14 protein-coding genes are annotated in these 13,675 nt (G+C 34.6%); 5 read left to right on the top strand and 9 right to left on the bottom strand.

Translation table 11 applies throughout. The annotated features are described in order from the left end of the window. Nucleotides 1-63: 63 nt before the first annotated feature. Nucleotides 64-384 carry an ArsR/SmtB family transcription factor gene (locus ACTXGU_RS05575; protein ID WP_443480511.1) on the bottom strand — a complete coding sequence of 107 codons (321 nt, stop codon included), beginning with the start codon at nt 382-384 and terminating at the stop codon, nt 64-66. Between the two features lie 415 nt (nt 385-799). On the opposite strand from ACTXGU_RS05575, the gene ACTXGU_RS05570 reads away from it, so the two are divergent. Continuing rightward, on the top strand, nt 800-1,555 hold the full coding sequence (locus ACTXGU_RS05570; protein ID WP_443480510.1) for a glycosyltransferase: 756 nt from the start codon (nt 800-802) through the stop codon (nt 1,553-1,555). Between the two features lie 176 nt (nt 1,556-1,731). Here ACTXGU_RS05570 and ACTXGU_RS05565 read toward each other — a convergent pair whose 3' ends face one another. Further along, on the bottom strand, nt 1,732-2,250 hold the full coding sequence (locus ACTXGU_RS05565) for a YfiT family bacillithiol transferase (RefSeq protein ID WP_443480509.1): 519 nt from the start codon (nt 2,248-2,250) through the stop codon (nt 1,732-1,734). Between the two features lie 227 nt (nt 2,251-2,477). Here ACTXGU_RS05565 and ACTXGU_RS05560 point away from each other — a divergent pair, with 227 nt between their 5' ends. After that, nucleotides 2,478-3,746 carry an MFS transporter gene (locus ACTXGU_RS05560; protein ID WP_443480508.1) on the top strand — a complete coding sequence of 423 codons (1,269 nt, stop codon included), beginning with the start codon at nt 2,478-2,480 and terminating at the stop codon, nt 3,744-3,746. A 667-nt stretch (nt 3,747-4,413) separates the two neighbouring features. Here the strand turns inward: ACTXGU_RS05560 and ACTXGU_RS05555 are convergent. Together ACTXGU_RS05555 and ACTXGU_RS05550 are read right to left on the bottom strand one after the other, a co-directional pair. Continuing rightward, nucleotides 4,414-4,929, bottom strand: coding sequence for a hypothetical protein (locus tag ACTXGU_RS05555; RefSeq protein ID WP_443480507.1), 516 nt, complete (start codon nt 4,927-4,929; stop codon nt 4,414-4,416). Between the two features lie 203 nt (nt 4,930-5,132). Next, on the bottom strand, nt 5,133-5,585 hold the full coding sequence (locus tag ACTXGU_RS05550) for a MarR family winged helix-turn-helix transcriptional regulator (RefSeq protein ID WP_443480506.1): 453 nt from the start codon (nt 5,583-5,585) through the stop codon (nt 5,133-5,135). Between the two features lie 116 nt (nt 5,586-5,701). On the opposite strand from ACTXGU_RS05550, the gene ACTXGU_RS05545 reads away from it, so the two are divergent. Further along, the gene (locus ACTXGU_RS05545) at nt 5,702-6,142 is read left to right on the top strand and encodes a GNAT family N-acetyltransferase (protein WP_443480505.1); all 441 of its coding nucleotides are present in this window, start codon (nt 5,702-5,704) and stop codon (nt 6,140-6,142) included. A gap of 294 nt (nt 6,143-6,436) precedes the next feature. On the opposite strand, the gene ACTXGU_RS05540 is transcribed toward ACTXGU_RS05545, so the two are convergent. From ACTXGU_RS05540 to ACTXGU_RS05525, 4 genes are all read right to left on the bottom strand, one after another. Then, a complete protein-coding gene (locus ACTXGU_RS05540) occupies nt 6,437-7,135 on the bottom strand; it encodes an ABC transporter permease (RefSeq protein ID WP_443480504.1) in 699 nt (232 codons plus the stop codon). Between the two features lie 32 nt (nt 7,136-7,167). Beyond that, nucleotides 7,168-8,091 (bottom strand): ABC transporter ATP-binding protein, encoded by a 924-nt coding sequence (locus tag ACTXGU_RS05535; RefSeq protein WP_443480503.1) that lies wholly within the window; start codon nt 8,089-8,091, stop codon nt 7,168-7,170. Between the two features lie 81 nt (nt 8,092-8,172). Beyond that, nucleotides 8,173-9,111, bottom strand: a complete 939-nt coding sequence (locus ACTXGU_RS05530; protein WP_443480502.1) for a sensor histidine kinase — start codon at nt 9,109-9,111, stop codon at nt 8,173-8,175. Next, a complete protein-coding gene (locus ACTXGU_RS05525; protein WP_443480501.1) occupies nt 9,108-9,806 on the bottom strand; it encodes a response regulator transcription factor in 699 nt (232 codons plus the stop codon). Before ACTXGU_RS05525 ends, ACTXGU_RS05530 begins: the two co-directional genes overlap by 4 nt. 452 nt (nt 9,807-10,258) lie before the next feature. Here ACTXGU_RS05525 and ACTXGU_RS05520 point away from each other — a divergent pair, with 452 nt between their 5' ends. Then, nucleotides 10,259-11,584, top strand: coding sequence for an NAD-dependent malic enzyme (locus tag ACTXGU_RS05520; RefSeq protein ID WP_443480500.1), 1,326 nt, complete (start codon nt 10,259-10,261; stop codon nt 11,582-11,584). Between the two features lie 256 nt (nt 11,585-11,840). On the opposite strand, the gene ACTXGU_RS05515 is transcribed toward ACTXGU_RS05520, so the two are convergent. Then, complete coding sequence (locus tag ACTXGU_RS05515) at nt 11,841-12,317, bottom strand: DUF421 domain-containing protein (RefSeq protein WP_443480499.1); 477 nt, start codon at nt 12,315-12,317, stop codon at nt 11,841-11,843. A gap of 211 nt (nt 12,318-12,528) precedes the next feature. Here ACTXGU_RS05515 and ACTXGU_RS05510 point away from each other — a divergent pair, with 211 nt between their 5' ends. Beyond that, nucleotides 12,529-13,620 (top strand): low temperature requirement protein A, encoded by a 1,092-nt coding sequence (locus ACTXGU_RS05510; protein ID WP_443480498.1) that lies wholly within the window; start codon nt 12,529-12,531, stop codon nt 13,618-13,620. Nucleotides 13,621-13,675 lie beyond the last annotated feature (55 nt).

Raw genomic sequence — 13,675 nt, 5'->3', positions numbered from 1 at the left:
TCCAATTTTTTAAATAATGTTCATATGTTTAAAAGTTTAAACCTTGATTTTAAAAAGAACAAATCAATAGCTTTGTTCAATTGTTTGAATCAGTTCTTTGATTTGTTTTAGAAACTCTTTAGAACTCAATGAATAAAATTTTTCATTTCCATTCCTGTTAAAAGCAATCAAACTTGCTTGCCTCAATATTTTCAAATGATGAGAAACTGCTGGCCTTGAAAGCTTCATTCTCTCCGTTATTTGATTAACATTCAGACTATCTTGCTCAAGTAAAAGCATAATAATTTGTTGACGATTAACATCTCCTAAAGCTTGGAATATAGGAGTTGTTAATTTAAATTTTTCTAAAACTCGTTCTTTGTTATTACATTCATAGTTTTCCATACTCTTCATCCTTATATGTTTAAACTTTTAAACATACTTATTATGTGATAATAGTAATTATTTGTCAAATTCATTCAGGAAACATGTCGACCATTACTGCATCTTCTAAATAAAGTTTGATCAAAATTGTTCAACCAGCCCCCACCCTTTAACTGGATGAAAGTGGTAAAATAGTTAGTGAGAGGAGTGATTTTATAAGTTGGATAAATTGATAAAATTGATATGATTGGATTTCACCGACGAATTTGTTCGCTAATTTATTTTTCGGAATGATTTTTACTCGAAGTGTTGCATCTAGAATATGGTTCAGCACCAAAGAGAAAAAATTGTCTTCATTATCTGATCCTTTAACCTCAATTATTATTTTAAATGACATTGGTTTTTATTGAACAAAGCATTAAGGGAGAGAAATTGTATGAATGAAAGGTACCACTTTTTAGAAGATAAGATGAAAGAAAATATTAAGTTTTCCATTATTATACCTGCCCATAATGAAGAAAAGTACATTGAAAGATGCCTAAACTCGATTGCCGCAGCGTCAAAATCATATAAAAATCAGGTTGAAGTCATTGTTGTGTTAAATCGTTGTACGGATAGAACAGAGGAAATCGCAAAATCATACAATTGTATCACTTTAAAGAATACTGACAAAAACCTAATTAGAAATACTGGTGCTGAGTTAGCAAGAGGTGACATAATCGTTACGATAGATGCAGATAATTTAATGACAGAGAATATGTTGTCCGATGTTGAAAAGTACTTAACAACGGAGAAATACATAGGCGGTGGGGTTACCGGGAAATTTGAAAGAATGTCCATAGGTATAATAGTGTCTGTTCTATTACTAATAGTCCCATTACTCTTTAAGTATGGAGCGATATCTGTAGGGATCTTTTGGTGCTACAAAAAAGATTTTCAGTCAATCAAAGGATTTAATGAAAAGATGCTGATGGCGGAAGATGCTGACTTTGCAAAACGTTTAAAAGAGTGGGGAAAGAAAAACGGAAAAAAATACGGTACAATTAAAAACGGAATGATCACTTCATGCAGAAGGTTTGATAAATATGGAGACTGGGCTTTACTTAAACGTCCGCAAATGATATTAGCCTACCTTAAAGGAACGGACAAGAAATATGCGGATGAAGCATATTATGAAAATCAACAGAGATAACTACAGCCATTTGATTGGAAAATTATTAAAGTATACCCTGTACACGTTGTACAACTCCCATGAAAAATAAAAAGAATCCATTTTGGATAAAAGTTGATCAAATGGATTCTTATCTTTTTAATGAAATGAATTTTTTCATCATATAACGGATCTGTTCCTAGAATAACTTTTATAATTTACCAGCCCTTACTATTTAGTAACGAAGTAATATGTGCAAGATGATGGCGGCCATGCCAAGCGTAAATACCTATATTTTTACCTACAGAAACTTCGCCTGAATCAGGATGTATAAATGTCTTTTCCAAATCAGCAGGACTTAAACTTCGTAAAAGCTCGACCCAACGAATGTGCAGTGCTTCAAGCAACGATAGTGAAATAGGAACTGACAATTTATAATCAGGAAGCTCTGCCCATTTTCCTTCTTCATAAGTCTTGATTGTAGGATTTTCTTCCGTAAGTGCCAATTTAAAACGAACGTAGGCATTCATATGACTATCCGCAAGATGATGCACTACTTGACGAACCGTCCATCCGCCTGAACGATATGGTGTATCAAGCTGTTCATCATTCAAATCTTTGACAGCACCTCTTACTAAACTAGGCAACTCTTCAATCTCCTTTATCCAGCCCTCTATCAAACTCTCCGTAATCTCACCATTAAACTGAAATTCTCCAATCGGATATCTCTCATCCATCTACTATTCCTCCTTTATTTGGCAGTTTCCCCTAAAATTTATTTTAAAATATACTTAGATTTTAAGATACTTTTTATAGGACAAATCTAACACAAAATCTATATTTTTTAGAAAATTCCTCCTTGCCTTATAGTGCACTCTAATCGATATACTCTTACTATAAACATAATCCTCAAGACTAGAAATAAATATAAAAAAGCTTATTTCGATAAAGAGGAGTGAAAGAAGTGAATAAGTTGGAAGTCTGGAAAAAGAATATGTATGTTTTGAGCGTTGCACAATTTTTAGTCATGTCTGCATTTAGCATAATCATACCGTTTATCCCAATCTATCTTAAAAATGATTTAGGTGTTCATAATCAAACAGATATTCAGCTTTGGACAGGAATGATTTTTGGTGCTACTTTTTTATCGGCTTTTCTATTTCAGCCGATATGGGGAAAAATTGCAGATAGAACGAGTAGAAAAACCATTCTTATTCGTTCTGCCTTTGGCATGGCGCTTGCAACGGTCTTTATGACTTTTAGTTCTTCCGCTTGGCATTTATTAATTCTCCGATTTATTTTAGGGATATTTGGTGGATTTATTCCTGCTTCATCTCCATTTATTACTATGAATACGCCAAAAGAAAAAATCGGCTATGCACTGGGCGGTGCTCAGTCTGGTGCATACGCAGGCAATATTTTTGGACCTTTAATAGGTGGAATTTTAGGAGAGTGGATAGGATTTTATAAGATTCTTTACGTATCTAGCTCCATGCTGCTTATTGCAGGAGCTCTTATCTTCTTTTTTTTAACAGAACTTAATAAGCCTGAACCAACTAACTTGAAAGATGAAATGACCAAACAAAAACGATTAAACTTTCTTTTGGAATTACAAGAAATCATTAAAAAACCTCTAATTGGACCTTTATTTATCGTCGGATTTCTGATTCAATTCTCCACGATGAGCACTTCTCCATTTTTAGCCTCGTATGTGGAAAGCATGTGGAGTAAAGAGGCTTTTTTGACAACGATGGTGGGGTTATCTGTTTCTATCTCAGGGTTTTCTATTATGATATTTTCCCCTATTTTAGGAAAAAAAGCAGATCAAGTTGGACCGGAAATGATTCTTCTAATTTGCTTGTTAGGAAATTTTATTTGCTATGTTTCTCAAGCATTGTTTTCTTCTATCTGGCTTTTTCTTTTCGCTAGATTTTTGATGGGTATATTCGTAGGCGGCCTGCTTCCTTCCGTGATCAGTTTAATACGAATCCATGCACCTCAAAAAATGGAAAGCTTAACATTTGGTTATTATCACAGTGCTCTTTTCTTAGGAAACCTGATTGGTCCTTTATTAGGAGGCTATTTAAGCGGCATTATTCACATTAAAGGCGTTATTTTATTGGCTGGTCTACTATTTTTAATTAACAGCTTCACCTTAAAATTTTACTTATTTAGGCAAGAATCTTATGCTTCTTTGTTGATGAAAATAAAAAAGAGTGAGGGGAAAATGTAGGCTTATTTGAATAGTAAAAATGGATTTGTTCCTGTTGAAAGAGGGCATGTTTTCATTAATCAAAACATGCTCTTAAATGAAATTCTATTTGTTTTTTTATGTTAGCTTTCAAGAACAAAGGATAAAAAACTATAAGTCAATCATTATAACTAACGGGACAATCCTTTAGATACTTTCCTTTTTTTCTTTCCATACAGATAGGTCACACCAAACCCGACCAGTATCAGTAAAGTCACGAGGAATCCACCCTCTAGTCCAAAAGTTCCACCAGTTAAAAGATCGTTCCCGCCTGAAGTCCGGCGGGTTTATGCTCTCGCCCAGCGAGGTTCACCCTTCTTCCGGCAATGGCAACGCCAGCACTAGTACATCCTTTACGACGGAACTGGATAAAAAGACTAAACCGCTTTAATTATTCCGTTTATAATTTCCTAAAATAATAAAAAACCGACTGATGATAGAACGAGTCTATCTTCAGTCGGCTTATTCATAGAAGGTGTTATCTTAAAGATTGGTACTCGACCACCATTGCTATAATTGGTGACAGATAAAGAGTAACTATGTAATGGGTAATGGATTATTGGTTGTTCCTTTGCCATTTTCAATATACACTTTTGTACTATGGGGGTTTCCTTCTATGCCTTGAATAAGACTCTCACCTATTCAAGGATTAAAAATATTTATCTGCATCAAAATCTAATTCTATTTGATAGTTTTTACTATTTATTAAATTGGATAAACGGTTTGCTTGACGCTCACATTCCATGCTTTTCATTCGATAATCTTCTGGTTCGAATGTAGCGAGTTTCATTAACACTACATTTTCGCCAATAGAATACAAATGCTCTTCCTTTTCTGCAGCAGCATATTGTTTAAATTTTTTAGCTTTGGCTCTTAATTGTGTAGCTAGCTCAATAGCCTCAACTATACTGATATTTTTATTGCCAAAGTTAATTTCATGATCAATATTAGCTCGATACATGAGAGAATCTAATAAGCAATAATCAGCTCGAACCTCTTCTATTTCTTTTTCTACATCTGTCATCGTTCTTTTTTGATTAGGGATTTTCTTTCCAGCCTCTATTTGGACGAACGCAACACGATCCATTTCTTCTTCTAGCTCGTGAATTCGTTTAGACAACACACTTTTAAGTTTTACTGCTTCTGCTTGTGTTATTTTATTCATGTAGAACCCCCGGTTTCTTATATTTATATGTTCTCTTAAACTTTTATCCTAGTATTTTCGGACGACAATCCTATGAATATTTATTATTATGTTGATTTTATGTAAATAATTAATAAAGAGCCTTATCTCTAAATACTATAATTTATACCAATTAATTTCAAATGATAAGATGACACAATGAGTAATGCCACTCTTCAGCAATCTCAATACTCCCTCTTATTCCCTTTTTTCACAAACTCCCAATCTACCTCAATACTCTTCCTAACCCTTTTTAGAAGGTTATAGATTGTGTCTATTTCTTCTTGTGAAAATCCAGATAGGGCAACTTTATTAGAATGTTCACCTTCTCTGTTTAAAAATGGATAAATTTCCTTTCCCTTTTCGGTTGGGTATAAGCATTTAATTTTTTTATTATCTGAGTCATTTCTTTTTTCAATTAGTCCTTGTTCTTCAAGCTTTTTAATGGCACGAGAAGCTGTCGTACGGTCAACCTTTATCATTTCTGCTAATTTATCTGGGATAATTCCATGATTTTCGCATATCCGAACAAGATATAAATATTGACCTTTTGAAAGTCCCATTTCTTTAAATTCTATGTTGCTTATAGATTCCAAGCATCTAGCAATCATCCCAATTTCACGAAGAATTTCCTTCATTATTATAACTCCTCATTTGTTTTTTGTTGCATTTACAACAATATTAAATATATACTATGTATGATGTTTTAAGTATGACTCGTTTATTTAAATAAATCCAGAGAGGTATGAGGATATTGGAAGCAAAAAGAATAACAAATGAAACTGAATTAAAAAAGGCTTTTTATATTAGAGAAGAAGTTTTTGTTAAAGAACAAGGTGTTCCATTACAAGATGAATTCGACCAATATGATGAAATGAATGCTCCATCTGAACATGTTTTAGTATATTATCAAAATCAGCCAGTCGGCACTGGGCGAATAAGATTTGTTAATGGAGAAGGCAAATTAGAAAGAATCTGTATCCTGCAGCCATTTCGCAGCTTGGGGATTGGAAAAGTCATTATTAACACGTTAGAGGAAATCGCCCGCCAAGAAGGTGTTTCACAAGTTAAGCTGCATGGTCAAACACATGCAGAAGGGTTTTATCACAAATTAGGCTATCAAACTTCATTAGATGAATTTATGGAAGATGGCATTCCACATTACCTTATGTTAAAAGATTTATCTGATAAATAGGATGAAGGACATTTTGGTTGGTTTTCGATCCAATTTTGTCCTTCATAACCCGGATGAAGGACATTTCGTTTGCTTCTTAACCCAATTTTGTCCTTCATAACTCGGATGAAGGACGTTTCATTTGCTTCTTGATTCAATTTTGTCCTTCATAACCCGGATGAAGGACGTTTCGCTTGCTTCTTGACTCAATTTTGTCCTTCATAACCTGGATGAAGGACGTTTCGCTTGCTTCTTGACTCAATTTTGTCCTTCATCATAGCCTAGTTCACGGTCATTATTTTTTTGCTAAATCTTTCAACCTAAATCAATACGGTCGATTTTCCGAATTGCCATCGCAACAATTCCAAGAGCAATTAATGCTAAGCCTAGCGGAATATAAATGATACTGGCTAATGAAAAATTGGGACCTATCGATTGACACGATACACTAACGATTACTAGTGAGGAAATTATTGTTGCTGGTGTAGAATATTTTCTCATCCCGAAATATAACGGTACAAGTGCCGCCCCTGCACTTGCCAGACTAAACATCATTAAGTTTAATATTTCCGAAAAAAAATCGTCTAAAGTTAAACTTATTACAGAAGTTAAATGAAAGAGCTGATTTAATCCAATGAAACCAATAATTACTACTATATTAGAGATTGCCATCGTTATGAATGTCATCCAAAAGATAAGAATCAATTTTGCACTAAGAATTTTTTTTCGATTAATTGGATAGGAAAACGTGACAAGAATCGTTCGATTTTTAAACTCATCAATAATCATTTTTGAAATGAGTACAGCGGCAAATACAATAAAAACGCCCCTAACAAATGCTCCACTTATCGTAAAAAAATCCGTAGAATTTTTGATTATTATCTCGCCTTCGCTCTTTTCAATTACAGGAAACATACATAAAATACCTAGAATGATTATATTAGCAAGTACAGCACCTTTAATAAACCATCCTAATTTATTCTTTTTTTGTTCGAGTCTTATTATATGAAGCAAAGCGATCCCTCCTTGATTAAAATACCCAAACATTAACTCACAGGCTGAGCTAATTCCACTTTTTTAATAAAATACTCTTCAAGTGTTGTCCGTTTTTTATCAATGGACTCGATATTGATATCTTCCAAAATTAATGTCTTAGAAATAGCCGCTTGAGGCACTTCTGTGGCGTAGATTCGAATGACTTGATCATCCATCACCTTAAAGTTATTAATGCCTAATTTATCGTGCAGAACCATGGCTGCTTTTCTCTGATTGCTTGTTACTAGCTCAATATATTCTGTATTTCTTGCCCTAATCGTATCTATTGATGCTTCTTCAATCAGTTTGCCGCTTTTAATGACGCCGATTGTGGCTGCAATCTGCTCAATTTCACCTATAATGTGGCTGGAAATTAAAAGAGTGATTCCGTATTCTTGATTAAGCATTTTAAATAACTTTCTCATCGCCTTAATTCCAGCTGGATCCAGTCCGTTAATCGGTTCATCTAAAATTAAAAGTTCCGGTTTTGTAATGATTGCTCTTGCGACACACAGACGCTGTCTCATCCCTAATGAAAAATTTTTCGGCAGCTTATTTTCTACATTTTCAAGACCAACCATCTCCAAAGCATCGTAAATAGCCTGTTTGTTATGATATCCCATGTAGGCACAATGTAGTTCTAAATTTTCTAACGCCGTCATTTTTTCATAAAAAACGGGATATTCAATCATACTGCCTATTCTCTTTAAATAATCGAATGAATCGTGCTTTAGCGGTTTCCCGAAAATGGTAATATCTCCATATGACGGCTTCATCATATTTGTCAGCATTTTCATAATAGTTGACTTGCCCGCACCATTTGCTCCAAGAAACCCGTATATTTCCCCTTTTTTTATGTTCATATTTACATTGGAAACAACATCTTGCGCTTGAAATGTTTTTGTCAGATTGTTCGTCTGGACAACATAGCTCATGATAATCCTCCTCGTCATTTTAACTGCTTTTATTCTACCTGAAGCCCCTTGCTTTTTTCTGTCTTAATTCTTACAAAAATCTTAAGAAAATAGATAGCGTTTCAATGAAAAAATAAAGGACGTTTTTTCAAATGCTTTTGATTGTACAGAAATGTCTCCTCCCATCTCTTCAATCAGTCTTTTTGTGATGGTCAATCCTAGACCACTGCCTTGGAATGCCTTATTTCTGGATTCTTCAAGTGTAAACATACGTTCAAATACACTTTCCTGCTCCGTTTCATTCATTCCTTTTCCTCTATCAAATATTTCAACATATACGTGCGTTTCATCACAAAATATCTTTAAACCGATCATCTTCCCATCTGCACCATAGCGAATAGCATTTGAAATCAAGTTATTTAATACACGATTTAATGCTTCCTCATTTCCTAGCGCAAAAATGGGCTTATCCGGTATCTCGATGATAACTTCTAGTCCTTTTGTTTGGATCCATTCATAGAATAATAGAATATTATTTTTACAAATCTCAGTTAAATTCACTTTTTCAAGCGGAACATCTTTATCACCGGACTCTAATTTAGCTAAATCAAAAAAAGTATTCATTAATGTAATGAGTTCTAAAGATTTAGTATGTACTTGTTTTAGTAGCCTTGCTCTTTCTTGGTCATTAATAGGAGGTTCGTTTTGAAACATTTCAAGATAACCCGCAATCACGGTAAGTGGTGTTTTAAGATCATGAGATACATTGGCTAACATGCGTTTCATAGAGGTCTCCATTTTTTTAAACTGACGCGAATTTTCTATACTATCATCTATTAGTTGATTTAGATGAACAAGCAGCCCAACTAGTTGTTTATCACCTGATACAACCAAAATCCGTTCCCTTGATTGAGACTTTGTCATGAGCTCAAGTTTATTTGTTATATAAAGGAGATCTTTATCTCTTGCTTTCTTTAATTGGTATTGATAAAGAACACAGATCAAAAGGGCAATCACGACACAGCTTAATACAGCAATCATTTAAACTCTCCCAGTTTGTACCCAATTCCCCATAAGGTTTTAATATAGGCTGGTTTAGATGGGGAATCTTCAATTTTTTCTCTTAGGCGGCTCATGTGAACGTTTATAATATTTTCGTCTCCATAGTAATCATCGCCCCAAACGGAGCGATAAATTTGTTCTTTTGTAAATACCTTCTTCTGATTTTCAAAAAACAAGTGAAGAATCTTCCATTCCTTAGATGTTAAATGGATCTCTACCCCTTTCTTTATGACACGATGATTATCCGTATCCAGTTCAATCTCATGCACTTTAATTATTTTACTTATCTCTGTCTGACTGACTATGTACTGTGTTGATCTTCTGATGGCCGCTTTCACTCTTGCCGCAAGCTCGACCATCGAAAATGGTTTCGTGATATAGTCATCCGCTCCAAAACCAAGTCCTAACGCTTTATCCACATCACTATCTTTTGCTGACATAATAATGACGGGAATGTAGCTCTTAGTTCGCACCATTTGCAGAAAGTCCATCCCATTTAACTTTGGCATCATTAAGTCTAACAAGACCAAATCATAATGCGTATCCTTAAAGGAACTTGCTGCCTCCTCGCCATCAAAGACACATTCAACATGAAAGGATTCATTATTTAAATATCTTTTTACCATATCACTAATAGCTGGATCATCTTCTACAAGTAAAATAGTTTTCTGCATCGAAAAACACCGCCTGTAATACTTTTATATGATCGATTGTCCAATTCAATCAACGAATGATAGTTTCATTTAATACTAGATTAAAATCCATGTTGACAATCAAATTTTTCCAATTCCATTATACAATAACTCCAACCTCAAAGTCGTTAAAGCCTATTTCCTATTACCGCACTCTTGTTGCTATAAATGAACGCTAATAACCTAGATAGAAGAGCATCAGCTAACCTTTAAATCAAGAGCCTAAGGTCATCTAAATGAAGAATTTAAACTTGATTGATATAGAGAAATCTGACAGTTTCGTTAAATAAAGTGGCATGCTCTTCTATGTAAAAAAGATTAAAGCTATAATTGAGTAGTTAAGATTAGCATCGGCCATCTTCATTGTTTTACGGACAAGATCGTAAGCTGTTTCGGTTTGTAGAGGGCTAAATTTTATTTGGGGGTTTTATACAATGGAAGATAATAAATTAGTTCGAACGTTAATGATTGAAATTCCTTCGGTTCCGGGAAGTCTTGGTAAAGTGGCCTCAACAATTGGCCTGAATGGTGGCGATATCGGGGATGTTGAAACCTTAAAAGTAGGGCCTACATATACCCAACGAAACATTACCGTTCAATTTGAAAAAGAGGAACAACTTTCAGCGATTATTGAAGCGATCAATAGCTTAGATGATTTTCATGTCCAAACCGTATCAGACGAAGTTCTGCGTGCACACGAAGGCGGCAAGGTGCAGATGAAAAGTAAACTGCAGATTCAAACACTTGCAGATTTGCGTAAGGTTTATACACCAGGGGTGGCAGAAGTATGTAAAGTGATACAAGCAGAGCCTGAAAAAGCAAAGTTTTACACAAATATCGGAAACAGCGTGGCCGTTGTTACGGATGGAACAGCGATTTTAGGTCTTGGGGATATTGGGCCTGTTGCCGGAATGCCAGTAATGGAAGGAAAGGCTGCACTTTTTGAACAGCTTGTAAATATTAATGCGATTCCGATTTTGTTGGATACGAAAAATCCAGACGAAATCGTGGAAACGGTAAAGCATATCTCTCCTAGCTTCAGTGGGATTCTCCTTGAAGATATTGGTTCACCCCACTGCTTTGAAGTAGAGGATCGTCTAAAAAAAGAATTATCTATTCCCGTTATGCATGATGACCAGCATGGAACGGCTGTTGTCACACTCGCTGCGGTTATTTCAGCATGTAAAAATGTCGATGTTAATATCAAAGAGGCAGTTGTAGGACAAATTGGACTGGGCGCGGCAGGTTTAGCGATTTGCCGGATGCTGATGGCATACGGAGCAAAATCAGTGCTTGGTACGGATCTATCACAAGAAGCAAAAGTGCGTCTTGAAAACTATGGAGGTACGTCAGTTGATCAACTGGAAGAACTAATGGAACGCTGTGACATTATTATTGCAACCACAGGTGTCCAAGGGTTGATAAAAAAAGAATGGGTACGCAAAGGGCAGATTATTTTGGCACTTTCCAATCCAAATCCGGAAATTACTTCAGCGGACGCAATTGAAGCAGGCGCTGCATATGCGGCGGATGGGCGTTCTGTCAATAATGTCCTTGGATTTCCGGGCATTTTCAGAGGTGTTTTGAATGCACAGGCGAACGATGTAACCCACCCTATGTTGGTCGCAGCAGCCGAAGCAATTGCTTCCTGCACACAACCAGGAGATCTTGTTCCTCATCCATTAGATCTTAATGTACATGAACAAGTTGCGAAAGCAGTTGAACAAGTTATTATGGATGCTGGACCTGTACAAAAATAATATAAAAGAAGCATATGTTTTCCAAGTGTGCTTGTAACTTATGTTGCAAGCACACACAATAGATTAAGATTATTACTTAAAAAGAATCATATTTTCTACAACCTTTTTTCAGCTTTTCTTTGATAATGTTGACCCGAAGATTATCGATATCTATTTTTTAAATCATGATTGTATATCAACAGGAGAAGATATTTTATCGTATATAAATCAAAAACTAATTGATTATTTGTCCCTTTAACTGCATAAAAAACATCTGTTACAGACAATTTTCTTTTGGTAATGCAAGGATAGCTAAATCCTTTTTCGTTACATTTTGATAGGGTGTTTTTTTTAAAACTGATATATGCCCATCTGACTCCATAATAGCGAATTCAACCTCTTCAATGTTAAATACATCTTTCTCTCTAAGAACCTGATTTAAAGAATCCATTGTATATTTTAGATTCTTAAGATTTCTCTCGAGTATTTTTCCATTTTCTATGATTACTGTAGGATCACCAGAAATCGACTTTCTCGCATCTCTGTTTTTTAAAGTCAACAATGTTGCAAGTAATGTAATGAAACTAAATACAATTATGCAGGTAGTGATAGACCAAAACTTTATTTGAATATTAAAAGCCATATTGGCTGCAATAGAGCCTAATGTAATGGCAGCAATAAAATCATGATAGGTCATTTGCGAAATCATCTGTTGAATCAGGCATTTTCTTGAACTCCATGGAATTATTTTCATATTATTATCTCCACTGCTATTTGCAATTAAACATACAGGCAGCTTATATATTTTGCTAATGCTTGTGCTATAATTCGATTATAAGAACCTTTTCTTAAGCTTCAGCAAATTAGACCGATGTTTTGGTCATATCAATTCCCCCTTTCTTTTAATTCACTTTCGTACTACCATTTACTAGAGTAGAGGATAGAAAGGAGTACAAAAATAAAAAATGGAAGAAAAAAAAGTTACTTGGTTAGAACTTTTTTATGATTTACTCTTCGTGGCAGCTATTGCAACTGCGACTCATGTTTTAATTCATGTTGAAGAGGGATATATCCATTCAGAATATTTATTAAAGTTTGTGCTAATCTTTATTCCTATCTGGTGGGCTTGGGTAGGGCAAACCATGTTTATTAACCGGTTTGGACAAGATTTATTTCATCAACGACTATTTTTGATACTTCAAATGTTTTTTGTCCTTATTATGACATCAAGCTTATCAGTAGATTTTGATCCTTACTATCTTTCTTTTTTAATTGGTTATATTGGCTTAAGAGCAGTAACTGCGACCCAATATCTTGTTGTCCAGCGTATAGAAAAGGGATTTCGAAAAAAAGTAGCACTATATTTAGGAAGGTATTTTTGGATTGGAATCATTATTTCGTTATTCTCCGTCCTTTTTGATTCTTGGGTTCGATATGCTGTGTTATATATGGGTATCACTATCGATATTATGGTCCCAATGATTGGACGAAAGTATTTAGCAAAGGTGCCTACCAATACGGCTCATTTATTAGAGCGATTTGGTCTATTCACCATTATTCTCTTTGGTGAAGCTCTTGTCAGTACACTTGCCGTGATTCAACCTCAAGAAGGAAACTGGAATTCAATCGGCTTTTCGATCATTTCATTTATCCTAATTATATCGATGTGGTGGCAGTATTTCGATAATGTAGAAAAGAAAGTGGACAAGTCGATCCAAACAGCAGGTCAAACCATTATCTATGGTCATCTGTTTATTTTAATGACTTTAAGCATGATTGCTGCATCCATCAAGCTGTTATTTTTACATGAGGTGCATTATTCATTTATCTTATATTTTGTATTTGGTTCTGTATTGCTCTATTTCATTGCAACTTCTATTGTTTTTCATCAATACAGATATAAACAACACCGTTTGAAATTTTATCATTTAGGGTTATTTTTAGGAATTTTAGCAACCTTTTTTATTATAAATTTAATAGTAGTGGTCCCAAACATTGTCATAATGGGGGAGTTAGCCGTGTTTTATATTATCTATGCTAAAATAACGACCACTTGAAGAAAATCTGAAGTTTAATTAGATTCATCAGGTAAATAATAATTTACAATGCTAT

The sequence above is a fragment of the Niallia sp. 01092 genome, assembly GCF_052318935.1.
In the GTDB taxonomy this organism is placed as follows: Bacteria; Bacillota; Bacilli; order Bacillales; family Cytobacillaceae; genus Niallia.
Note: the sequence above shows the minus strand (reverse complement) of the source record. Positions and strands in the feature narration are given on the sequence as shown.